This is a genomic window from Corynebacterium sp. LaCa_70, from assembly GCF_058182015.1.
Genome location: NZ_CP190914.1, coordinates 146893 through 168803 on the forward strand (window position 1 = coordinate 146893; position 21911 = coordinate 168803).

The following is a 21911-nucleotide window of genomic DNA, read 5'->3' on the forward strand; positions in this document are numbered from 1 at the left end:
CCCGAATCAGCCATCTGGAGCAGCCACGTAAACTACAACCCATGACGGAAAATAGTGCGATCAATAAAAACGTCAGCAAAAAGCGCCCGGAAGGCTTGAGTGCGGAAGAAGCCCGCATGTACGACGATTTTCAGATCGGCGGACACGAGCGCGAGATGCCGGAAAGCGAACGCTTGGAGCAGCTGGCGTCGTTTATTGATGCGCACTACGACAAACCCGCGGGCTGGGAAGCGGAAGCTAAGCAGGTCGAGGCAGGCCAACCCAGTAGCCAGCGTGCCGACGAGCGCGCCGCGATCGAAAACTACCTGGCACGCCTGCCGGATCGCATCACGCATGCCGCGATGATCATGCTGGGCAGCGCGGTGGATCATTCCCTGCCGGTGACTGCCTACGCCCAGGGCATCGACACGCGTGACGACGAATTCGGCCGCTGGTATCTTCCGGAAAACCCACGGGGCGTGGCAGTCGCGGTGGTCGGCGGTTGGTGGTATGCCGGTGCCGCACGGGAGATGTCGTGGGAGCCGGAGATCGCGGCACTGGCCGGTTATTCCCAGCGTGCGGTGTTGAGCGTGCACTTTCCGCTGCAACCCGAGGCCACCGCAGAACACGCCAGTGCCTTCGTGCGCCGCGCTCTGGAATCGGTGCGAACCACGGAATTTACCACCACCACAGACACTGACCAGCTAGCCGCCTGGGGTAAGTGGGCCGGGGCGGATCTGTTGCTGCAGCACGCCGATCTTGTCGACGCCTTAGCACTGACTTTCCCTAGCGCGAATACCATAAACACCACGGATATTTCGGCAGCCGGAGGCGTCGGTACGCGCGTTATGCTGCAGGAACTTACCGCACACCGCCACGTCGCCACGCCGACTACCGCCCGTGCGGCCATCCGCGAAATTTCCGATTTTTGGGGCGCGCACTGATGCCAAACGAGCCGCTAGCGCCCACCGACCTGAGCGTCATCATGTCGGTCTATTACAAGGACCAGCCGGATGCTCTGCGCGCGTGCCTGGATTCTTTGTTGCACCAGACCCGCCCGGCGGACGAAATCCTGGTCACCGTCGATGGTCCGGTGCCACAGGAACTGGATGCAGTGTTAACGGAGTATGCCGAGCGCATCACGCTGTTTCGCCTTCCGGAAAATTGCGGTGCGGCGATCGCGCGCCAGCGCAGTCTAGCTGAGGTGTCCACTACCTTTACCGCGGTGATGGATGCCGACGATGTGTGCGTGCTGCACCGCTTCGAAGCCCAGCTAGCCGCGCTTGTCGACGACGACCTGGACCTGGTGGGCGCGGCGATGTACGAATTCGATGGCGATGCTGTCGGTGCGCCGGAAGATCTCATCGTGGCGCGGCGCCCGGGCGTGCGTACCGAAGATATTGCAGCGAAGGTGAAAACAGTAACCCCGTTTAATCATCCGACCATCATGATGCGCACACAACTCGCACGCGCGGTGGGTGGCTACCGGCCGGTGGCATTATTAGAAGATTATGATTTCATCGCCCGCATGGTGGCACACGGTGCGAAGGTGGCGAATTTAGCGGAACCTTTGGTGTACTTCCGGGTTAACGATGCAATGCTGCAGCGGCGCTTGCACAGAAAATCGTTTGTGTCCGAATGGCAGCTGCAACGCAACCTGGTGAGCTATGGGCTGATCTCGTGGCCGCGGGCGGTGTGTAATTACCTGGCGCGTAATACGTTTCGTGTGTTGCCACCGCCGCTGTTGCGGTTTGCGTATGGGGTGTTATTCCGATCAGAGGCCGGAATAGGGAAAAACTAAAGGAGCGTATTTGTGCGTTGGATGACAGTGGCGATGGTTTTTGCCGCCGCCAGCGGTTATGTGGTCATGGTCTTGGCTGCTGCCGTGTTGGGCACCGATGGTGCAGATCGCTGGCTGGTGTTCTGGTCGTCGTTTTTTGCGGTTGCTGCTGTGGCCAACGGCATGCTGCAAGAAACCACTCGCGCCGTGGGGGCGGCACAGCAGCAAGATCAGGGCCAGCGTCAGCACCAGCAGCAAGACGGCGAGCCAGCAGCCCTGATTGCGCCAGCTGAACAGGCGAGGCCGCTGCGCACCGGTAGTGTCATCGGCCTGGCCTTGGGAATATTGGCGGCGCTGACTGCACTGTGGTGGGCACCGTCGGTGGCACCAGAACACCCGTGGTGGGCGGGCATTCTCATGGCCGTCGGAGTCGCGAGCATCTTCGTGCAACAAACCGTGGCGGGGTTGTTATCGGGCACTGAACGCTGGAATCGCTATGCCACGCTGTTGGGCATGGACGCCGCATTTCGCTTGCTCGTCGCTGCGGTGCTGTCCTTGGATTACCTGACTGTGCAGATGATCCCGCAGGCTGGCTACCAGGTGGGCTTTATGGTGGCCACGGTGTGTGGTGCTGTTTCCTGGATCCTGGTTATCGCAGCCTCCCGCGACCGGCACAGCTTCGTGCACGCGGAAGTCGATGTCACCGGCCGGCAGTTCTGGCGCAACAGCCTGGCTGCTATGGCCGCGACCGCCGCGACCGCGCTCATGGTCACCGGCTTTCCCGCACTCGTGGACCTCAGCCTGGCACTGTCCCCGACGAGCACCGCTGTGCCCATCGCCGCGTTGCTGTACTGCGTGATGCTCACCCGAGCCCCGCTGCTGGTGCCGCTCACGGCATTCCAATCGGCCGTCGTCATGTTTTTTCTGCGCCGTCGTGAACAACCGCTCGGTGCTTTACGCGCGCCGGTGGCCGGGTTGGTGGTACTCGGAATCGTTGGTGCGGGCCTGGCCTGGGCGATTGGGCCGTGGTTGTTTGGCTTGTTCCTGGCCGAGGATTTCATTCTGTCTGGCCCGGTGCTCGCGGTACTGACGGCGGCATCGGTGGGCACGGCACTGCTGATGCTGACGGGTTCGGCAGTGCTTGCGCATCAGCGCCACCGCTCATACACCCTGGGCTGGTGGGCGGCAGCCATCGCGTATATCTTGTTGCTGCTGTTGCCGTTGGACCTGGTGACCCGATCCGCGCTCGCCCTGGCGGTGGGCCCATTGGCCGGTGTGGCCTGGCATGTGGCCACATTGGCGCGCCTTCGCGCAAATTACGTGTCTGATTAGGATATAGTAACGCTTAATGAAATATTCCGATGTGTGGCTGGTGATCCCGTGCTTCAACGAAGCGACGGTAATCCGTGACGTGATCGCAAACGCGCGGAAGACTTTTCCGAATATCGTTGCGGTTGATGATGGATCCAAGGACGGCTCTCCAGAGCAAATCCTGGCTGGCGGCGCGCACCTGGTGCAACATCCGGTGAACCTGGGGCAGGGCGCGGCGATCCAAACCGGCGTGGAATATGCCCGGGCGCAACCCGGTGCGCGGATCTTTGTCACCTTTGACGCTGACGGCCAGCACCAGGTGCACGATGTGGAGAATATGATCGCCCGGTTGCGCAAAGATGACTTGGACATTGTCGTCGGCACGCGATTTGGCGCCTATGAGCGAGAATCTTCCCAGGTTCCGCTGATCAAACGCATTGTGCTGCGCATCGTGGTGGCCCTGTCGCCCAAGCTGAAGCGCCTGGGTCTTAGCGATGCCCACAATGGTTTGCGTGTGATGGGGCACCGTTTTGGCAATGAGCTGCAGCTGCGCATGAACGGCATGAGCCACGCCAGTGAGTTCGTCGACATCATGGGCAGCGGTGAGTGGACCGTGGGCGAAGAACCCGTCGACGTGCTGTATACCGAATATTCGATGTCGAAGGGCCAGTCGCTGTTCAATGGTGTCAATATTCTTGCCGACGGGCTACTGGGAAAGAGACTCGATTAAATGCTATTGATTCAAATTCTGCTGGTCATCGCCGTGGCCGCGTTGACGCTGTATTTCCTGAGCAACCGCCGCAAAGCACGCGCGAAAGCCGGCGTGAAAATCGGTTTCGTGGTGTTTTTGGTCATCGCCATTTTTGCGGTGCTATTTCCGGATGCCACCACCTGGGTTGCCCAGCTGGTTGGCGTGCAGCGCGGCACTGATTTGATGCTGTATGGGTTGATCGTGGCTTTCGTGTTTGTCACGATCAGCTCGTATTTGCGCTTCCGCGAGCAGGAATTGCGCTTTGCCCGCTTGGCGCGTGCGGTGGCGCTGAGTAATGCGCAGGCACCAGGGCCGGAGGAAGCCGCACAGCCGGAAGAAACCGCGCGGCCGGAAAATACCGAGGCTAACGGCGGAAATATTCCACGGTCTTAGCCACACCTTCCGCGATATCAACCTGCGGGCGCCAGCCCAGCAATTGCTCTGCTTTGGCAGGGCTTAGGCAGCTACGCGGAACATCGCCGAGCCGAGCCGGTGCATATTCCGGGGTGTCGGGGGCACCGGCGGCGTTTGCAACCAGGGTGTGCAGCTGTCGGTCGGAGGTTTCCACACCCGTACCGATGTTGAAGCGCTCTCCACCACCCGCGGCGCCGGAAGCCGCCAGGTAGGCCGCGACTACGTCATCGACGAAAATATAATCCCGCGTATTGCTGCCGTTGCCAAAGACTTTGGTGGGCTCACCAGACAATAAACGCTGCGCGAAAATCGCGACCACACCGGCTTCCCCGTGCGGATCCTGCCGCGGGCCATACACATTAGCCGGGGCAATATGCGAGCATTCCAGACCATACAGGTGCCGGTAAGTGTTCAAATAAATCTCGCCGGCTGCCTTGCTGGCCGCGTACGGCGAGTGCGGATCAATCGGTGTGGATTCATCGACCGGGTATTCTTCCGGCACCCCATAAATAGAACCGCCGGATGGCGTGCCGACGATTTTGCGCACCCCGGTTTTACGCGCGGCTTCGGCGAGGCGAATCGTGCCAATGATATTCGCTTGCGCATCATGCAACGGGTCCGCCACAGAATGGCGCACGTCGATTTGCGCCGCCAAGTGGAAAATCACCTCCGGCTCGTGCTCGGCGCAGAGGGCTTCCAGATCACCGGTGATGATGTCGGCTTCCACAAAACTGAACCCGTCGTAATTGCGGGCTTGCTCCAGGTTGGCGCGGCTACCCCGACTGAGGTTATCGAGGACGACGACGTCGTCGCCACGCGCCAAAAGCTGATCGACCAATGTAGAACCGATGAATCCGGCGCCGCCGGTAACCAAAGCCTTCATGGCCTTAAGGTTACGCCCTGCGTTCTATTGTGTCTGCGGCGGGTACGGGCTATCGCTGAGGATCTTGTCCAATTCCGCGTCACTAAACATCTCATCGACGGCATAGATGCTGACTTCATGGTTGCGGTAGACCTCAGTCAACCCGGGTGCGGTATCTCGCAGGTTCAACAAGACATCATTCGGCGGTTGCAAGTGCGGGCCCCAGAAATTCGGCGGACTAATGAACACGTAATTAATGTCCATCCGCTCTAGGATTCTGTCGACATCCTCGCCTGTGGCGGTGCCCGATCCGGCCTCGTCCAGATGATGGAAGAGCGTGGTCAGTTCTGGTTCCACAGCGCCGGTGAAGTAATAATGCCGGGATGTCGACGGCAACCGGTTGTAGGCATACATCCAGCCGTTGCCTTCATCAGGGTTGACGAACACATGCCCGTCGTAGGCCTTCGGTTGCTGCGCTAACCAGTCATAGGCGCGTTGGTCGCGCTCGCTGACCAGACGGCCAGAACGCGAATCTTGCGACAAGCGCCGCGCTGGTTCTTGCAGCGTGACCAGGGCGGTACCGGCCACGATGGCGATGACGACGCTGGTGACCCCGACTGTGACGGGTAGTTTACGGATGCGGTCTTTATTGATGGCCGCCGCCACGGTGTGGATGATCCACCCGAGCGCCAGCGCACTCGTGGCAGCCACCAACAGGGACACCCAGACGTTGATGCGCCGGGCATCCGAATAAAACGGGCCGACGAGGTTTTGCAGGAAATCACCCACTGGAGTCTCAAAATACTTCATGGCGTGGGCAGAAAGTGCCACGCCAAAGCCCCAGAGCAGGATGGGCCAGACCGTTTTGCGGGCAAGTAAAACCAGCGCGCCGATTCCACCAATGAGCAACAGGTGCCACGTGTGCCCAAATTCGTTCGTGTGGCGGGTCAATAACCCGGCAGCCAAGCGCCAACTTTCTGCGCGGTCAATTCCCGGGACTTCGAAGGTCCGGGCGAAATCACCGAAATCTTCTGCATCCTCGTTGCCAAACAAGAACACAGCAGCCGGAATCGCCGTAGCCACCGCGCCCAGGCCCACCGCGGCCAAAGTCAGGAAATCCCCCAACCGCGAGCGCGTCGGAGTGAACAAGGCGTGGAATACCCAGTAGAAAAGCACCAGGAATACCGCGACCAACAACCCTTGCGGCTGGCTGCTCAATGCGCCAAATAACGCCAAAATTGCGAACGGGATGGCCCGGCGATCGCGCAGGCAATGAATGGTAAGCACCGCTGCCATCGCGCCCAGCATCATCGAGGTGGCAGCAGGGATGGCCGCAACGCGGATTTCAATCCACGGCAAAGCCGGGAAAAAAGCGGTGCCCGCACCAGCGATACCGGCCACGGCACGTCCGCCCAACATACTCGCCAACGCGGCCACCGCCCACGGGGTAACAAGCGCCAGCATGATGCCTGAGCCCAGGTTGTACTCGGCCATCGTCGTGAGATCCACCCAATGGGCAGGAATAGAGACCACGGAATGCCACGCAGTGGGGTAATACATGGGCGCATCGGTGAACTGGTGATGCAGCGCACCCATCGCGCCCGGGGCAGCGATGCCTTCTTCACTGATGAATGCCAGCACATTCGCGTGCCAGTGCGCATCCCAGCCCTGGAAGATGTTGTTGATCCCGTGCGGCATAGCCGCCAGGTAGTTCCAGTACATCCCGCCGATAGTCAGCGTTCCCGCGGACACACCGGCGACCGGGAGCCAGTCCTTGGCTTCCCAGCGGCGCGTCTGGGTCGCAGGCTTCGGCACCAACCGTCCCCACAGCTCCGCCAGCACGACGGCAACCAGGAGCGTCACTGCGGCCGTCGGCACGCGCCAACCGGCGCCAAAGACGTGAGAAATCTGTACGCCAGCAGCGACGATGCCGAACGTGACCGCCGGTGCCGCCATTAATGCGACGGGCATCGACAGGCGCGCCCGCCAACCAACCAACAAGCCGGGCAGGATCACCACGGCAAGCAAGCTGACGGCAAAAATCGCTGCTGCCATTACTTAACTCCGTTCGTCGCGGATTTTCATATCCGAACTGTGCCACAAACCACTGCGGGTGTGTTCGGTGTAGTCGATCGTAGCTTCATCCGGGGCATTGCCTGCAGAATCGCGGCGCAGCTCGTATTTGTGCACCGCGCCCCAGTCGCGGTTCCAGTCACCATCCAGGTAGCCCGGGATCTCATACGACCAGTTCACTGCCTCTGCCGTGGCCATCGCGCCACCGCCGTAGTAGTCCTGGAAACCACCCAGCTGGGATTGGGCATCGGAATCCGGCAGCACGCGGAACTCCGGGATCTCCGTGACGCCAGCGTAGTGATCAAATGGGCGTTGGCACGGGAATTGGAAGGCCGTCGACCAATCCAGCAGCGCCGGGGTGTCGCTGTCGAAGCGCTGGCTGACCGGCTCCAACTCCGGGTTGCGTGGCGGGGTCACGGCAATCCAGTCTTCTGGGTCCAGCGAATAATCCTCGGCCACCAGGCGCACCACATTGGCGTCGTCCGGGATTTCATCCAGCGGGAAGCGCAGGTTGCGCCAGTCGGGGCGCTGGCCGACGTCCATCATCTCCACTTTCTTGGTGTTGGTGACCTTGCCATCTGCACCGCGGGTGCCGTATTCCAGCAACAGCTCTTCGCCTTCTTGCTCAATGCCGTTGATGTCATGGTGGGCGATACGCCCGGCAGCAGAGACCACCAGCAGTGGGGCAGATTCGCGGCGCTCCGGCATCTGGTACCAACCGGTGGTCAGTTCGGCAGCGGATTGTGGCTCGGATTCATCCGCCCACGACCCCAGCACCGGAACGCGGTTGTAGTCCAAGTTGAACGGCAGGCGGATCGTGGAATCATTCACGCCAGCATCCGCGCGGTTGCCGTCCTCGGTTTCCTCAGTCGATTCCGAGCCCGCACCAGCGCTGGTGGGAGAATCAGCATCACCGATCACGCCGACAGCAGCGGAATCACCACCATCCGGTTCGATCTCAGACGGCACACCATTCGGATCAAAACCACGCGATTGCCCCGCCGCCAGCGATTCGCCGAGCTCGCCGTCGACCGGAGTCAAAAACGCGTCATTGGTGTTGGTTTCCAGCAAGGCGTCGTCGGCAAGCGCACAGTGGTCACCGGTGAGAGCCTGCAGGTTGCCCTTGCCCACGGAATACGAAGGGTATTGATCCGCAAAGGCCTTCGCGAACGACGCCAGCGACAATGCCACCGCCAGCGCCGACACCACCGCGATGGGGGCGGCCATCACACCGGCCCAGCGCGTATTACGCTCCGGTTTCGGGGTGCGGAAAGAATAGATCACGCCGACCAGCAGCACCAACAGGGCCAGCAGCAACACGACGTTGGTGGCCTCGATTCCGCGCAACTGGATCGTGCGATCCCACCACGGAATACCAAACGACGACACATACCACCAGGCATTCCAACCGGCCAGAGTAAACGCCAACAGGAACAACACACCCGCGATCGAGAACACGCGGGCGCGCCGGGAACGCACCGCCACCTGCGAGAGCACCACCGCGCCCAAGGCGGCAATCGCGGCGGCGATACCGGCATAGATGCCGAAGTGGTGGGTCCACTTCGTCGGGGTGAACATCAAGAAGAACAGCGAGACGAACACGATCAGCACCAAACGCAATGCTGGGCCATTCGCCATTTTCCGGTCGCGCACGAACGCGTACAGGATCAGCGCGATGCAGGCGAACATCACCACGGGGCCGAAGCGGCGAGTAAACGAGCCGTCGACGGTCTGCTCAAACAGGGTCTGGTAGCGGACGAACTCGAAGAACCACTCCAGCGACGGGCCGACCTCACCGCGCACGCGGGTGGATTCCAGCACCGTCGCGATGGTCTGGTTGTTGAAGATCATCACCATGATCATCGTTCCGGCCGCCATAAACGGCGCGATCATCGCCGCGGCCGCCAGCGTGCCGCCTTCCAGCAGTTGCAGGCGGTAGCGCAGAATGCGGATTAGGTACGGCAGCGCGATCAAGAAGGAACCGACCGCGAACAGACCCGTCGGGCCCGCGGCCAGGGTGACCGTCGCGATGAACGTACCGATTGCCGCTGGCAGCAGACGCTGGGTGGCAATGGCGCGTTCGAAAGAAACCCAGGTGAGCACCACGCCCAGGGCGACGAATGGTTCCGGGCGGATACCGTTGTTGAACGGCAGCCAGAAAGCCAAAAACACCAGCGCGGCGGTCCAATGCGCCACGCGGCGGTCGTTGACCATCTCGCCCAGGCGCGGCAGGATTTCGCGCGAAAGCACCCACCAGATTGCAATGCCGCACAACAGCGCGGGCAGGCGCATCCACAGAGAGTTCGTGGATACCGCGGCAAACAGCGCCAACAGATCGTAATACGGGGTACCAAACGGCGATTCCGGCACGCCATACCAGCGATAATAATTTGCCATATACTCCGCGTGCTCGGTCACCCGCGCCATGGTCAGGATATAGCCGTCGTCCGAGGTATTCGCGCCAAATACGTGCCAGAATGCCAGCACAGCCACCACCAGGCCATCCAGCGGGCGGAGCTTAAACCAGCGCGCTGGCAGGACCTTGAGATCCTTGCGGCCATCCAACAGATCCATCCGCGCCAACGCGATCAGCGCGATCACCATGAAAAACACGCCCAGGCCCATAGCCAGCGATTTCGCCAGCGTCGGGGTGGAGGTAAACCGCGAGTTGATCTCCACATCCACATCCAGGCCGGCAGCGGTCAGCGCAGCCACGTTCTCCGGCGTGTCCTCCAGCTCGGAATAAATGCCGGTGACCTGCGGGCGCAGATCGTCCTCGGTTTTTTCCGAATGCTTGCCGACGGCTACCTTCGTGCCATCCGCGGTCACCGAAATCTGGATCAGCGTGTCGTCGGCAAGCGCTGCGACCTCGGATTCCTGCAAGCTCAGCAGAACCTCGTCCAAGGCGAACACATCCAAACCGCCGTCGGCAGAGCGCACGAACAACCCACGGTTGGAGGCCTCAGTGGAATCCTCCGGAACAGTGCCCAGCACCAACGTCTGCTCGTCGCGCAGCATATCCAGCGCAGCGACTGGAACCGTGGCCTCGAAGGATTCCGGCGCCACGGAAATCAGCGGCGCGTTGATGGAATTCAGTGAGCCATTCTGCGGCCACGCGAACGACGACTGCGTCTGGTTAACCGGCAGCAGCGGGGTGGCAATAAACAGCAAAAAGCCCACGACGCCGGTGATGATCGCCGTGAGTTGCAGCTTGTGTGCGCGCGCAGCTGCGGTGGGGTTCGAGGCGCTTTGTGCACTGGCTGCTCGCTGTGCAGATTCCTCGGTTCCGACTGCTTGGGGGTTGAGAGGTTGAGGTGACACAACGTGTCAGTTTAGCCCAGCCGCGGCCGAAAACTGGTCTTGACTGGGCCCTGGTTTGGGCCCATGTTCTGACCCGTGTTCTGGCCCTAGTGACAGCGCACCATTGGGTGCCCTTACTTGGTGCGGCTAATCACCACATAAGGGCCGACTTGTTCGATATCCCACAGTGCGTCATCCGCGAATACCTCGGAATTGAAAAATACGCTTTCGTAGGCCACGTTCGGGTTATTGGGGAACAGATCCACCGCGATGTGGGTCTTGAATTCCTCGTCGTCCTCATCACCCCGGAAGACAAACGCATCCGGGCCTTTCCACTCGGTATCTTCCAACGCAGCGGCGAAATCCTGCGGGTCCGCGAGCTCGTCGAACGATGCTTCCGCCCAGTGCTTGATGGTGTCGTTGCGCTCGGTGTACTGGCCCATTGGGTTCGCGTAATGCGAGGTGAAGCCGTTGAAACCGTAATACGGGTAGTAGGACAGCAGCGAGTTCTCGTCGGTCAGCAGCACCGTTTGCTGCGGCGAGTGGCCAGCGCTACCCAGCGTGGCGACGATCTCTGGGAAGTACTTCGCCGAACCCGGGGCGTATTGGTCGGCGCGCTCGCCATAACCGTCGGTATCGGTATACGCGTGGTCGATTTCGTCTTCGTTGGCCACGGAGATCTGCTGCGCGTAGCCGATGCTGGCCGCCACCAACAGCACAGTGAAAGCGCCGGAAAGCTGGCGGGCGGACAGGTTGATCTTGCGAGATTCGAAAAAGTGCACCACTTTTGCGCGGTCCGTATCGGCGAGGGCGAAAAAGCCGGCGGTCGAGAGGATCAGCGCGATCGGCAACTCAATGCGGAAGCCCAGCAGGGTGGAACCAAGCAGCGTCATCAGCATGGACGCCAGCACCCAGCCGTAGAGCACGACCGTGGCGATTAACAACGGACGACGCGTGCTGCGCAGCACCAAGTACAGCAGACCCAGCAGGCTGAAAAAGCCCAGGGCAGAAAATTCGAAAAACGGCAGCGGAACTTGCGTGCCTTCCGAAGGCAGGAAGTGCTGGGCTACCGAGGATGGCTTATAGTCCGCGGTGGCCACCAGGTACAGGTACGGCCCCCAAGAGATGGCGGCGATCGCCATTGATCCCAGCCCCATGACCACCAGGCGGAGGAACGGGCCGATGCTGCGTTCTGCGGTCCAGAAATAGTGGATTGTCAACACGATGGCGATTAGCGCAGTCACGCCGACGAACAGTGTGTACATCGTGGCCGAAACGCCCAGGTATACCGCCACGCCTGCGACGGCCAGCCAGGATCCACGCACCGCACGTGCCGCCATCACCACAGCCGGGGCGATACCCATGCCGACGATGGCAGCATACGGCTCATCTGCCGCCATGGACAGGGTGACCGCGGTGTTTGCCAGTGCGAGCGTCGTCGCCAAGGGCAGCGAGCCGGTTAAGGCCTGCCACACCGGAACCAACAACGCAGCAGCCGTCGCCAAGGACACCAACGCCCACGGTTGGTAGACCTCCCAACCGGGCATATCCAGCAGGTTCGCCAAACGCCCGCCGCCCCAGAACCAACCCAGTGGGTAGTAGGTGGGCATATCCAGGTAATTCATGTCCTGGTAGCCGAAGTTGGTGGCGGTGCGGGTGAGGAACTGCGTGCGAAACAGCTGATCCACCTGCAAGCCGTCGAGCCACAGGCGGGTTGCCGAAAGCGGAATGCCCAGCGTCGCGATGGTCAGCCCGGCAGGCGAGAGGTAGCTGACCAGGTAGGTCAGCGCGCCGCGCCACCGGGGGTGGTGGTCAGCTGTGCGCCACTGCCACAGCAACACGGCCACCAGCACGAGCAAGCCCACCGATACGGCGGTGGCCAACCCGCGGGTGACCATGGAGGTATTAAATGCCGGGAGATTCGTCCGGTCCAGGATGGCCCAGGCGATAAGCGCTGCAACAAAACTGCCCAGCCCCGTGCAGGCTAGGGCCGTGAAAATCTGGGGCCGGGTAAGTTGGTCTGGTTTGTTCATTCAGGGTTTCTTGTCGGGCAGGCAGGAAGCTTAGAACGGCAGGCGACGGAAAATCGCCTGTGGGATGAACTGGAACGCCAGCGAGACGTAGCGGAACAGCGGGTGGACAAAGATATTATCCTTGCCGCCTTTGATCGCCTCGACGGTGGCCTTGGCGACGTCGTCGACGTTGACGGTCAGTGGCGCCTCGCCGGCTTCCGCCGACATCTTGGTGCGCACCTGGCCCGGGCGCACGACCAGCACGTTCACGCCGGAATCGCGCAGGGCTTCACCCAAGTTGACGTAGAACCCGTCCATGCCTGCCTTGGCGGCACCGTAGACGAAGTTGGAACGGCGCACACGCATACCCGCCACCGAGGACAACGCGACGATGGTGCCGTGGCCCTGCTGACGCATCTTCTGGCCGAGTGCCACGCCCACCGACACCGGGCCGGTGTAATTCACCTGGGCCGAAGCCACCGCGGCTTCGTGGGACTGCCACAATTCTTCCTGGTCGCCCAAGGTGCCGAAGGCAACCACCGCGATATCCACATCGCCGGCAGCAAAGGCTTCGTCCAACACGCCAGGGTGAGAATCGTAATCGGTGGCGTCGAAATCAATGACGTTCACCTCGCTGGCACCGGCATTTTCCAGGGTGCGCTTGGAATCAGCCACGCGCGGCGAATCCTTGCGCGCCGCCAGGGTGATCTTGGCTGGCCCAGCTGAGAGCAGCTCGCGGGCGATGCCAACGCCAATTTCACTGGTTCCGCCGAGCAACAAAATGTGCTGGGCTTGGCCTACAGCATTCAACATAAAAATGGGATCCTTAAAATTTCTCGGGATTAGTGCAGTTCTAGACGACGCGACATATCGGAGGCGAATACGCCGGTCGGGTCGATCTCATTGCGGGTATCCAACCACGACTGCATCTGTGGGTACATCTGGTGGAATTTCTCTGCAGAGGTGCGTGATTCCTTCGCCAGGTACAACCGGCCACCGAAATCCAGCACGCGCTTGTCCAGCTCATCCAAGAAATGGCCCAGGCCTGGTTTGATGGGAAAGTCCACGCAGATATTCCAGCCCGGCATCGGGAACGACAGCGGCGCGCGGTTGCCTTCGCCGAACAGCTTGAAGACGTTCAGGGCACTGTAGTGGCCGGAGGCCTGGATAGAGCGCACGATGGACTTCAATTCGCTCGTGGCTTCGCGCGGCACCACGAACTGGTACTGCAAAAAGCCGCGCGAACCGTAGCCGCGGTTCCACTCGCCGATCAAATCCAGCGGCTGATAAAACTGCGTCAGGTTCTGCACCTGGTCACGGTATTCACCGGATTTCAGCCACCACGCCTGGCCGACGGCTTTCATCGTCAGTTTGTTCATGGTGAAGTTCGGGAAAATATCCGGCACGGTCACAAGCTGCGGCGCGCTGAACTTCAACGGGTCCTTCGCCAGCTTCGGGGAAAGCTCTTTCAGCTGATCCAACGTCGCCAAGCTGCCGCGCGAAATCGCGGCACGGCCCAGCTTCGGTTCTGGGCTGATGGCGTCGAACCACGCCGAGGAATAGGTGTAGTTGTGTTCGGAGCCGTCGGCATGAAACTCGATGGTTTCATCGAAGTTGCTGGTCAAATCGCCGTCGGCAATGAAAAACGCGGTTTCGGTCTTGGTCATGCGGATCGTCGCCTGCACGATGATGCCGGTCAATCCCATGCCGCCGACCGTCGCCCAGAACAGCTCACCATCCGGGTCATCCGCTGAGCCTTCTGGCTTCAGCGTTAGGATTTTGCCGCTGGCGACCAGCAGCTCCATCGATTCCACGTGGTTGCCGAACGACCCCGCGGAGTGGTGGTTTTTGCCGTGAATATCCGGCCCGATCGCACCACCGATGGTCACCTGGCGGGTGCCAGGAAGCACCGGAACCCACAGGCCATACGGCAGGGCGGCCTTCATCAACTGATCCAGGGTCACGCCACCATCGACGACCACCAAGGCGGTGTCCGGGTCGATGGAGTGGATCTTGTTGAAGCGCTGCATATCGATGACCAAACCACCAGCGTTTTGCGCCGGGTCGCCGTAGGAGCGGCCCATGCCGCGGGCGATGACGCCGCGCTTGAGGTGGTCGGGCTTGTCAGCGTTGTCGTCGGCAACCTGCTTGACGGCGTCGACGATGGTGTCGAGGTCTTCCGTGCTCAGAACTTGCGCGCGGGTTGGGGCAGTGCGGCCCCAGCCGTGCAGGGTTGCTTCGCTGGTGTGTAATTCCATAACTATTACTATAAGTCCATCAATTCGCGGATGGGGGCAGGCAACTCGTCCTGTGAGGTGATCGTGTCTCCGTCGTATTCGCGCAACAGACGGTAGACCTCGCGCCGGGAGGTGCTATCCAGCATGGGAAGCTCCTCGGCGAACAGGCGCGTCATGAACTCATCCAGCGGCAGGTTGGTTTCCTGCGAGGCGATATATGAGCCGTTCAGGCGGTCATTTTCGGCGTCATAGGAGTCTTTTTTCCGTTTTCCGAACATGCTTTAAGCCTACGTGTTCTGGCCTGCTCGTCTACCCTGGGGCGCATGCTCAGGCACAGCAACGTCGTGTATATGCGGGAGCGGACTGTCATCGTGCGGGCTTCCCTGGTGCTCGACGATTATGAAATTCACCGGCATATCGGGGTTTCTGAATCCCTGGATTTGGCGGAGCTTGCCGACGTGTTGGCTACCTGTTTTGACCTGCACGACGAGCAAACCCCGTGGCATTTCACGACGACGGGCCGCTTGCCGACGGCCTCGCCTGCGAAAACCTCCCGCGTCGACCCGCAGCACCTGGTTGGTGAATACCTGGGCCGCGAGCACGCGTGGTTGAATTTTCACTGGGGCCTGTGGGTCTTTCAGCTACAGACCGTGGAGACTTACCCGCGCGATAAGGAAACCCCGGTGGCGTTGTGCGTTGGTGGCTCGGGTTCGTTTTTGGGCAGTAAGTTTGATCTCACCGCGATTAACGCTCAGTTGACCGGGCCGGATGCCATTGATCAGGTGTTGGCGGAGGTAAACCCGGAAGTGGGGGCGTTGATTCGCCGCTCCGGCGTGACGGATCTGGTGCCGTTGTTGCAAGCGATTGACGTGCGCCGAGAGTGCACGGTCGATGCGCAGGTGCGCGCGCGGTTGGAACAGTTGCCGCTGGAAACCGAGCCGCGGCGTCGGGAAGCGTTTTGGGCTTGTGTGCTGGGCCTTTCGTGCATGGGTGGGCCGGAAATGACCGACGAGATCGCCGGGGTGTTGTTTGCTGCTCTGGGAGATTCTGGGCAATCTGGCCAAACAAGCCAGAGCGCTAAGCCACGCCAGTTGTGCGCAGATTCGCTTTCCGTGTTGGCGCAGTGTGTTGCGGCGGTGGCGCCGGTGGACCGGTTGGATGTGTATCGGGTTGTGTTGCGCGGTGCCGATGCTGCCGGTTAGGTAGGATCTGTGCAGTTGTTGTTTGCCGTTGCTGGTTTTGCCGTTGCTGGCAGATTGTTTGCCGAGAAAGTCGAGTGAGTTTCATGCCTAAGTTTTCCGCGGTGCAGGCGTTGCGTTCGTCGTCGGTGGATGATTCGAAGAAGCTGCAGACGCAGTCGCTGAAATTCTTGCTCACGGGCATCGTTGCCGCGATCGTGGACTTTTCGTTGACGTGGATTTTGCAGATCGGCTTGGAAGCGTTGGCTCCGTTTTGGGCTCGTACCGTTGGTTTTATTTTTGGCACGCTGACGGCGTATTTGTTGAACCGCGCGTGGACGTTCCGGGCGCAGAAATCTTTCCGACGCTTCGCGGCGGTAGCGTTGCTGTACACGATGACGTATCTGATTAACGTCGGTGGTTCGCGCCTGCTTTTCGAGTTGTTTTCGGAAGTTTTTGGCTGGGCAGACTCGATTGCGCTGGCGGTTTCGTTCGTGATCGCGCAGGGTACTGCCACGGTCATCAACTTCTTCGTGCAGCGCCTGTTCATTTTTAAAAACGCTGAGCCGATTTAGCGCGCAAACCTTGGACAGTCTAAATTAATCACGCTCCCGGCCTGGACAGCCGACAGCGGTGTCATAGCACCACCTGTAAAGCCCAGGTAACAGTTTTCTTAGCCCTGAGGTCGACGGAAATCTTCCGTGCGTCCCCGATTATGCAGGCGCAACCAGGTTTTAAAACCAGCGAAATCACGACGCTGCACTAAGAAGAACCACCCAAAGCGGGCGAATTCCTGCGGCAACAGCTTCTTCATTCCACGCTGCCACAAGATATAACCACGGTTGCGGTAGGTGAAAAAGCGCTTGCCTGGATTATCGGGAAATTGCGTGTGCATCTTGCCACCGAGAATCGGCTTGAACTCGTCGGCACCATCCGGGTGTAAATACGCCGCGGTCAGGCACGTGCCAAAATGTAAACCGGAATTGACCAGGCGGCGGTGGTATTCCACCTCATCTCCACGGATAAACAGACGATAATCCGGCACTCCGATCTGTTCCATGGCGGCAGCCGAAATCAGCGCGCCGTTAAACAGCGAGGCGATGCCCGGCAAAAACTCGCCGTCTAACTCGTTCACGCGCCGACGCCAAACCAGGCCCTGCCGCAGCGGAAAGGCCAGGCGCTGTGGATCGTTGATATTACACACGACTGGGCTGACCTGGTGCAGCCCGTGGGATTCGGCCACGGAATACAGCTTGTCCAGCACGTGCTTATCGGCGGGGCGGCCGTCGTCGTCGGCACACCAAATGGCATCTGCGCCCAGCGCGAGGGCCGTGAGAAAACCATAAGCGAAACCGCCGGCACCACCTAGGTTCGTGTGGCTCGGCAAATAGCGGCCACGCTCGCCAGCTAATTCGTCGACAAGCGTTTCCACCGCAGCTTCCGCGCCATTGTCGACGACGATGATCCAGTCAACCGGGTGTGTTTGCGCAACTACCTGCTCGAGCGAGGCGCGCAATAATTCGGCGCGGCGGTGGGTTACGATCACCGCGGCGGTGGTGCCTGTACGGTGTAGCGACGGCGTAGAGGTCGGCTCTGGCGAAGCAGAAGAAGCTGTCATGGAATCCATTCTATTGCTGAGGTTGGGGGTAACTCTGGAAACGCTTAACTCTGGAAGCGTCGCACCAGATCGCGCACGTAATTACCGGCCTCGACGCCTTCGTAATCCTCGACGACGTCTTCCACGCGGCCCACGGAACGGATCTCGCCCTTATCCACCCACAGCGCGGTGTTGCACAACTGCGCTAAGAAATCGTTGGAGTGCGAAGCAAACACCAAAATACCGGCGCGTTTGACCAGCTCTTGCAGGCGCACGCGGGCTTTGGCCATGAAGGCGGCATCCACGGCGCCGATGCCTTCGTCGAGAAGCAAAATTTCCGGCTCAATGGACGTGACGACGCCGAGCGCCAAGCGCACCCGCATACCCGTGGAATAGGTACGCAGCGGCATGCGCAGGTAGTCGCCCAGCTCGGAGAACTCCGCGATCTCGTCCATTTTCTTTTCCATCTGCTTGCGCGACTGGCCCAAAAACAACCCGCGGATGATGATGTTGTCGTAACCCGAAATCTCCGGGTCCATGCCCACGCCCAGGTCAAAAACAGGTGCGACGCGGCCACGAACATCGGCGCTGCCACGAGTGGGCTCGTAGATGCCCGACAGCAGGCGCAGCAGGGTGGATTTACCGGCGCCGTTGTGGCCGACGAGCCCGACGCGGTCGCCTTCGCGTAGGTGCAAATTGACGTCACGCAGTGCTTCGACGACGACAGTGTTGCTGGCGTTTTTGCCCAACGCGCCGCCGGCGGTGGATAGCATTGCCTTTTTCAGTGAGCGCGACTTGGCATCGAAGATCGGGAAATCGACGCAGGCGTTATAGGTATCGATTGAGACCATGATGGAAACTCCTTAAACAATCCCGCAGGATTAAACCCAGCTAAATTAAACCCAGTAGCTGACACGGAAACGCCAGCGCTTCATCGCCAGCAGCGCCAGACCGAAACCGACGACGGTGCAGCCGACAACGACCCACCAGTGGTAGGCGTCGACAGGCTGGCCGATCAGCGGGCCGCGGACGATTTCGAGGTAATGGAACAGTGGATTCAGCTCCACCAGACGGGCTGGGCCTTCGACGCCGTCGCCGCCTTGTTCTTCTAACGTGCGCACCGTCCACACGATGGGGGTGACATAAAACAGCAGCTGAGTCAGTGCCTCCAGCAGCGGGGCGACGTCACGGAAACGGGTGGCGATGATGCCGAAGAACATCGATACCCACGCGCCGTTGAGCACCAACAACACCAGCCCGGGAATGGCCAGCAGCACTTCCCAGCCCAAGTGGCGGGGGAAGATGATGATCAGCGCGACCCAGATGATCATGTTGTGCGCCAAGAACAACAATTGGCGCCACACTAACCGGTAGACGTGCACAGAAATTGCGGCGGGTAGCTGTTTGATCAGGCCCTCGTTGTCGATGAAGATCATCGAGCCGTCTTTCAAACAACCCGAAATGAACGTCCACATGATCAAGCCCACAGTCACGTGCGGCAGGAATTCCGCGGTGGGGATATCAAACAGCATGGAGTACAAAAAGCCCAGTGCAGTTGCCATGGCGCCGGTGGCGATGGTGATCCAGAACGGCCCCAGCACCGAGCGTCGGTAGCGCTGCTTCATGTCTTGCAAACCCAGCAGCAGCCACAATTCGTGCTGCTTCAGGCCATGTGACAGATCGCGCCAGGCAGCCCCGAAGGTCATTGACTTAGACTGGGGTGCATCGCCGTCGGCGCCAGAGGTCATCCGGGCAATATCTTGGTCAAGCTGCGTATTGTTCTCCTGCACAAGGGCAAACCTTAGCAGTTGCGCTCTACCTGGCGAGGCTACAACGCGCACCAGCCTGCCGTGATTCTTTGTGTGAGCTGGGAATTTCTTGGGTGGCAGGCGTCGGCCAGGAGGATTGAGTGCGCCGCAATTTTCGGTATACAGTATTAGCGGGCAAGGCAGAAGGGAGCTGAGACAGGCATGGCTTATGACGTCTACAGCGTGCGTGGTTTGTACACCACGCTATCTGAGGGCTGGACGTATCTGAATGCGCATGCCACTCCGCAGGTCCCGGAACGCGTGGCGGTGGGTGTTGCCCGCGCTTTCCGTAATGCCACTTCTGTTAGCACCGGCCCGACGGGGAGCCATTCGCAGCGCCAACACGCCGGACGGTTAGAAGGCGATGTGTATATCGAAAATGCCCGTGGCGCCGTGGCGGATTTGTTGGGGGTGCGCGCCGATCGCGTCGTGCTGGGGTCGAGCCTGCCGGTGCTGTATCAGTCTTTGGCGCGCGCGATGGAGCCGATGCTCTCGCGCCCGGGCACCTCGGTGGTGCTGTCGGGCTTGGATGCCCCGGAGGTTTCTGCCCCGTTTTCTGGGCTTGTCGACGATACCCGCTGGGCCTTGCCGGATTTGGCCACGGGCGAGTTGCCGGCGTTTCAGTATAAAGATCTTGTCGACGGCCACACGCGCTTTGTCGCATTGTCCGCCGCGCATGATTTGCTGGGTACCGTCGCGCCGGTCAGTGAGATCGTGGAACACGTGCGTTCGCGTTCGCGGGCCTGGACGCTTGTCGACGTCTCCAGCATCGCGATGTACCGGCCGATCGTGGCCGATGACTGGGACTGCAACATCCTGGCCATCGACCTGGCGCAGATTGGTGGTCCGCAGTTGGCCGCGCTGGTCTTCCGCGATACTGCGATGTTTAAACGCATTGCGCCGATTTCACCGACACAAGACTGTGATACCTACGCGAAGCTGGAATCTCCGTTTTCTGCTGGCCTGGCCGGTGGCGTCGGCCCGGCAGTGGATCACGTGGCGCGGCTGGGTTCGGCCCCGGCCGGTTCGCGGCGCAAACGTGTGCAGCAGTCCATGGCGGAGCTGGATGTGTACATGGCGCGGTTAACGAACCAGATGTATACGTTTTTGGGCACGCTGCCTGCCGCGCACATCATTGGCGTGACTGGTGAAGCCGCGGCTGGGTCCACGGCGGACCGGCTACCGCGTTTGTCGTTTGCTGTGCACGGAGTACCGGCGGCGACGGTGCACCAGCGGCTATTCGATAACGGGCTGGTGACCACCATCGCGCCAAATACCCCGCTGTTGGAAAACATGGGGGTCGGTGAGATCGGTGGCGCGGTGACGATTTCCGCCGCACCATTCAATACGGAAGCTGATATCGCGCACCTCACGCGCGTGGTGGCTTCGTTGGCTTAAAACTTTTCGCCCCGTAAATGGACGACAAATCACCCTCTGAAACGTCGACAAACCACCCCCTAAACTGTCGACAAACCACCCCTTCGGCGCTATGATCAGCAATTATGTACTTACCGAGGGGCGTTGTTTAAGAGACGAAAATTCGGCGAATCTGCGCGGGTAGCGCTTGGGGCCTAGCTGCTCTGCGTGAGCACCAGCGTGCCGGTGACTTCGCCAGAGTCGAGCGCTTTGTGCGCGGCCGCGGCGTCGGCAAGCGGGTAGCTAGCGTGCCGGTGGTGGGTGATGGAGCCGTCGGCCAGCCAAGGCCACACGTGGGCAACGGTGTCGCGGACGATCTCGGCTTTGGCCTCGGTGTCGCGGGAACGCAGCGTGGTGCCGAAAATGCTCAGCCGGTTGGCCAGCACCGCGCCCAGGTTGATCTCTTCTTTCGTGCCGCCCTGCATGCCGATGATTACCAGCTTGCCGTCCTTGGCCAGCGATTTCAGGTTCTGCTTCAGGTATTTCGCGCCGATGATGTCCAGGATGACATCGCAGGAGCCTTTCAGCTTGTCGACGAAATCTTCTTCCTGGTAGTTGATCAGAATATCGGCGCCGTATTTTTTGCAGGTCTCGAGCTTTTCCTTCGAGCCCGCGGTGACGGCGACTTTCGCTCCGAGTTTCTTCGCGACCTGAATGGCGAAGGTGCCGATGCCGCCACCGCCCCCGTGAATCAGGATGGTTTGGCCGGAGTGTAGGCCAGCCGTCATCACCAGGTTGGACCAGACGGTGCAGGCCACTTCGACGACAGAAGCAGTATCTTCCAGGGAATAGCCCTCGGGGATGGGGGTGAGTTGACCTTCGGGCACAGCGACGTATTCCGCATAACCGCCACCGGCGAGCAGCGCGCCGACCTCTTCGCCCACCTCGCGATTGGTATCACCAGCGTCGACGATGGTGCCGGCGGCTTCGAGGCCGATCAGCTCAGAAGCGCCCGGTGGCGGTGGGTACGCTCCTTTGGCCTGGAGTAAATCCGCCCGGTTCACGCCTGATGCCGCCACTTTGACGAGCACCTCGCCTGCGCGCAGCTGGGGTATATCTACCTGGGTGAGCTCTAAAGACTGCGGATCGTCGGCATCGGTTTGCACGATGGCGTGCATGGTGGCCGGGATAGCCGTGTCTGCGGTGGCTTGTGCAGTGTCTGCGGTTACATTTTTCTGGGACTTTTTCGGAGT

General features: G+C 60.5%; 19 protein-coding genes. 8 read left to right on the forward strand and 11 right to left on the reverse strand.

Annotated elements, in window-relative coordinates; all coding sequences use genetic code 11:
* Positions 1 to 41: 41 nt before the first annotated feature.
* The 5 genes from ACP8MI_RS00655 to ACP8MI_RS00675 are packed head-to-tail and all read left to right on the forward strand — an operon-like array spanning position 42 to position 4214.
* Positions 42 to 923: an alpha/beta hydrolase family protein gene (locus tag ACP8MI_RS00655; RefSeq protein ID WP_147579040.1), complete on the forward strand. Its 882-nt coding sequence runs from the start codon at positions 42 to 44 to the stop codon at positions 921 to 923.
* Positions 923 to 1780, forward strand: coding sequence for a glycosyltransferase (locus ACP8MI_RS00660; RefSeq protein WP_147579041.1), 858 nt, complete (start codon positions 923 to 925; stop codon positions 1778 to 1780). The genes ACP8MI_RS00655 and ACP8MI_RS00660 overlap by 1 nt, the downstream gene beginning before the upstream one ends.
* A gap of 12 nt (positions 1781 to 1792) precedes the next feature.
* Complete coding sequence (locus tag ACP8MI_RS00665) at positions 1793 to 3091, forward strand: polysaccharide biosynthesis protein (protein WP_147579042.1); 1299 nt, start codon at positions 1793 to 1795, stop codon at positions 3089 to 3091.
* Positions 3092 to 3107: 16 nt separating this feature from the next.
* A complete protein-coding gene (ppgS, locus tag ACP8MI_RS00670; protein WP_018120235.1) occupies positions 3108 to 3800 on the forward strand; it encodes a polyprenyl-phospho-N-acetylgalactosaminyl synthase PpgS in 693 nt (230 codons plus the stop codon).
* Complete coding sequence (locus ACP8MI_RS00675; protein WP_249606264.1) at positions 3801 to 4214, forward strand: DUF2304 domain-containing protein; 414 nt, start codon at positions 3801 to 3803, stop codon at positions 4212 to 4214.
* On the opposite strand, the gene ACP8MI_RS00680 is transcribed toward ACP8MI_RS00675, so the two are convergent.
* The 7 genes from ACP8MI_RS00680 to ACP8MI_RS00710 form a co-directional block, all read right to left on the reverse strand.
* Positions 4186 to 5118, reverse strand: coding sequence for an NAD-dependent epimerase/dehydratase family protein (locus tag ACP8MI_RS00680; protein WP_249606265.1), 933 nt, complete (start codon positions 5116 to 5118; stop codon positions 4186 to 4188). The two genes, ACP8MI_RS00675 and ACP8MI_RS00680, sit on opposite strands and share 29 nt — an antisense overlap.
* Before the next feature lie 24 nt (positions 5119 to 5142).
* Positions 5143 to 7152, reverse strand: coding sequence for a DUF6541 family protein (locus ACP8MI_RS00685; RefSeq protein WP_049167997.1), 2010 nt, complete (start codon positions 7150 to 7152; stop codon positions 5143 to 5145).
* A gap of 3 nt (positions 7153 to 7155) precedes the next feature.
* A complete protein-coding gene (locus ACP8MI_RS00690; protein ID WP_187114724.1) occupies positions 7156 to 10491 on the reverse strand; it encodes an arabinosyltransferase domain-containing protein in 3336 nt (1111 codons plus the stop codon).
* Between the two features lie 113 nt (positions 10492 to 10604).
* On the reverse strand, positions 10605 to 12503 hold the full coding sequence (locus ACP8MI_RS00695) for a galactan 5-O-arabinofuranosyltransferase (RefSeq protein ID WP_147579046.1): 1899 nt from the start codon (positions 12501 to 12503) through the stop codon (positions 10605 to 10607).
* A 30-nt stretch (positions 12504 to 12533) separates the two neighbouring features.
* Positions 12534 to 13295: a decaprenylphospho-beta-D-erythro-pentofuranosid-2-ulose 2-reductase gene (gene dprE2, locus ACP8MI_RS00700; protein WP_018120229.1), complete on the reverse strand. Its 762-nt coding sequence runs from the start codon at positions 13293 to 13295 to the stop codon at positions 12534 to 12536.
* 29 nt (positions 13296 to 13324) lie between these two features.
* Entirely contained in the window at positions 13325 to 14740 is a 1416-nt protein-coding gene (gene dprE1 / locus ACP8MI_RS00705) for a decaprenylphosphoryl-beta-D-ribose oxidase (RefSeq protein WP_049167995.1), read from the reverse strand.
* 8 nt (positions 14741 to 14748) lie between these two features.
* Positions 14749 to 14997 carry a hypothetical protein gene (locus tag ACP8MI_RS00710; RefSeq protein ID WP_049149605.1) on the reverse strand — a complete coding sequence of 83 codons (249 nt, stop codon included), beginning with the start codon at positions 14995 to 14997 and terminating at the stop codon, positions 14749 to 14751.
* Between the two features lie 45 nt (positions 14998 to 15042).
* On the opposite strand from ACP8MI_RS00710, the gene ACP8MI_RS00715 reads away from it, so the two are divergent.
* Both ACP8MI_RS00715 and ACP8MI_RS00720 read left to right on the forward strand, forming a co-directional pair.
* Positions 15043 to 15921, forward strand: a complete 879-nt coding sequence (locus ACP8MI_RS00715) for a hypothetical protein (RefSeq protein ID WP_337891660.1) — start codon at positions 15043 to 15045, stop codon at positions 15919 to 15921.
* 83 nt (positions 15922 to 16004) lie between these two features.
* Entirely contained in the window at positions 16005 to 16472 is a 468-nt protein-coding gene (locus ACP8MI_RS00720) for a GtrA family protein (protein WP_023018545.1), read from the forward strand.
* 98 nt (positions 16473 to 16570) lie between these two features.
* On the opposite strand, the gene glfT1 is transcribed toward ACP8MI_RS00720, so the two are convergent.
* Genes glfT1 through wzm form a run of 3 tightly spaced genes read right to left on the reverse strand, consistent with a single transcriptional unit; the run spans position 16571 to position 19284 of the window.
* Positions 16571 to 17515, reverse strand: a complete 945-nt coding sequence (gene glfT1, locus ACP8MI_RS00725) for a galactofuranosyltransferase GlfT1 (protein WP_284589384.1) — start codon at positions 17513 to 17515, stop codon at positions 16571 to 16573.
* 44 nt (positions 17516 to 17559) lie between these two features.
* Entirely contained in the window at positions 17560 to 18345 is a 786-nt protein-coding gene (wzt, locus tag ACP8MI_RS00730; RefSeq protein WP_021353164.1) for a galactan export ABC transporter ATP-binding subunit Wzt/RfbE, read from the reverse strand.
* A 45-nt stretch (positions 18346 to 18390) separates the two neighbouring features.
* On the reverse strand, positions 18391 to 19284 hold the full coding sequence (gene wzm, locus ACP8MI_RS00735; RefSeq protein ID WP_249606267.1) for a galactan export ABC transporter permease subunit Wzm/RfbD: 894 nt from the start codon (positions 19282 to 19284) through the stop codon (positions 18391 to 18393).
* Between the two features lie 180 nt (positions 19285 to 19464).
* On the opposite strand from wzm, the gene ACP8MI_RS00740 reads away from it, so the two are divergent.
* Positions 19465 to 20700: an aminotransferase class V-fold PLP-dependent enzyme gene (locus tag ACP8MI_RS00740; RefSeq protein ID WP_018120220.1), complete on the forward strand. Its 1236-nt coding sequence runs from the start codon at positions 19465 to 19467 to the stop codon at positions 20698 to 20700.
* Between the two features lie 173 nt (positions 20701 to 20873).
* Here ACP8MI_RS00740 and ACP8MI_RS00745 read toward each other — a convergent pair whose 3' ends face one another.
* Positions 20874 to 21836: an NAD(P)H-quinone oxidoreductase gene (locus ACP8MI_RS00745; RefSeq protein WP_049168026.1), complete on the reverse strand. Its 963-nt coding sequence runs from the start codon at positions 21834 to 21836 to the stop codon at positions 20874 to 20876.
* Positions 21837 to 21911: the final 75 nt, after the last annotated feature.

Bases quoted from the DNA above. Each gene is read 5' to 3' on its own strand.
- ACP8MI_RS00655 (WP_147579040.1), top strand. From the start codon at position 42: ATGACGGAAAATAGTGCGATCAATAAAAACGTCAGCAAAAAGCGCCCG.
- ACP8MI_RS00660 (WP_147579041.1), top strand. From the start codon at position 923: ATGCCAAACGAGCCGCTAGCGCCCACCGACCTGAGCGTCATCATGTCG.
- ppgS (WP_018120235.1), top strand. From the start codon at position 3,108: ATGAAATATTCCGATGTGTGGCTGGTGATCCCGTGCTTCAACGAAGCG.
- ACP8MI_RS00675 (WP_249606264.1), top strand. From the start codon at position 3,801: ATGCTATTGATTCAAATTCTGCTGGTCATCGCCGTGGCCGCGTTGACG.
- ACP8MI_RS00680 (WP_249606265.1), bottom strand. From the start codon at position 5,118: ATGAAGGCTTTGGTTACCGGCGGCGCCGGATTCATCGGTTCTACATTG.
- ACP8MI_RS00685 (WP_049167997.1), bottom strand. From the start codon at position 7,152: ATGGCAGCAGCGATTTTTGCCGTCAGCTTGCTTGCCGTGGTGATCCTG.
- ACP8MI_RS00695 (WP_147579046.1), bottom strand. From the start codon at position 12,503: ATGAACAAACCAGACCAACTTACCCGGCCCCAGATTTTCACGGCCCTA.
- dprE2 (WP_018120229.1), bottom strand. From the start codon at position 13,295: ATGTTGAATGCTGTAGGCCAAGCCCAGCACATTTTGTTGCTCGGCGGA.
- dprE1 (WP_049167995.1), bottom strand. From the start codon at position 14,740: ATGGAATTACACACCAGCGAAGCAACCCTGCACGGCTGGGGCCGCACT.
- ACP8MI_RS00710 (WP_049149605.1), bottom strand. From the start codon at position 14,997: ATGTTCGGAAAACGGAAAAAAGACTCCTATGACGCCGAAAATGACCGC.
- ACP8MI_RS00715 (WP_337891660.1), top strand. From the start codon at position 15,043: ATGCTCAGGCACAGCAACGTCGTGTATATGCGGGAGCGGACTGTCATC.
- ACP8MI_RS00720 (WP_023018545.1), top strand. From the start codon at position 16,005: ATGCCTAAGTTTTCCGCGGTGCAGGCGTTGCGTTCGTCGTCGGTGGAT.
- glfT1 (WP_284589384.1), bottom strand. From the start codon at position 17,515: ATGACAGCTTCTTCTGCTTCGCCAGAGCCGACCTCTACGCCGTCGCTA.
- wzt (WP_021353164.1), bottom strand. From the start codon at position 18,345: ATGGTCTCAATCGATACCTATAACGCCTGCGTCGATTTCCCGATCTTC.
- ACP8MI_RS00740 (WP_018120220.1), top strand. From the start codon at position 19,465: ATGGCTTATGACGTCTACAGCGTGCGTGGTTTGTACACCACGCTATCT.
- ACP8MI_RS00745 (WP_049168026.1), bottom strand. From the start codon at position 21,836: ATGCACGCCATCGTGCAAACCGATGCCGACGATCCGCAGTCTTTAGAG.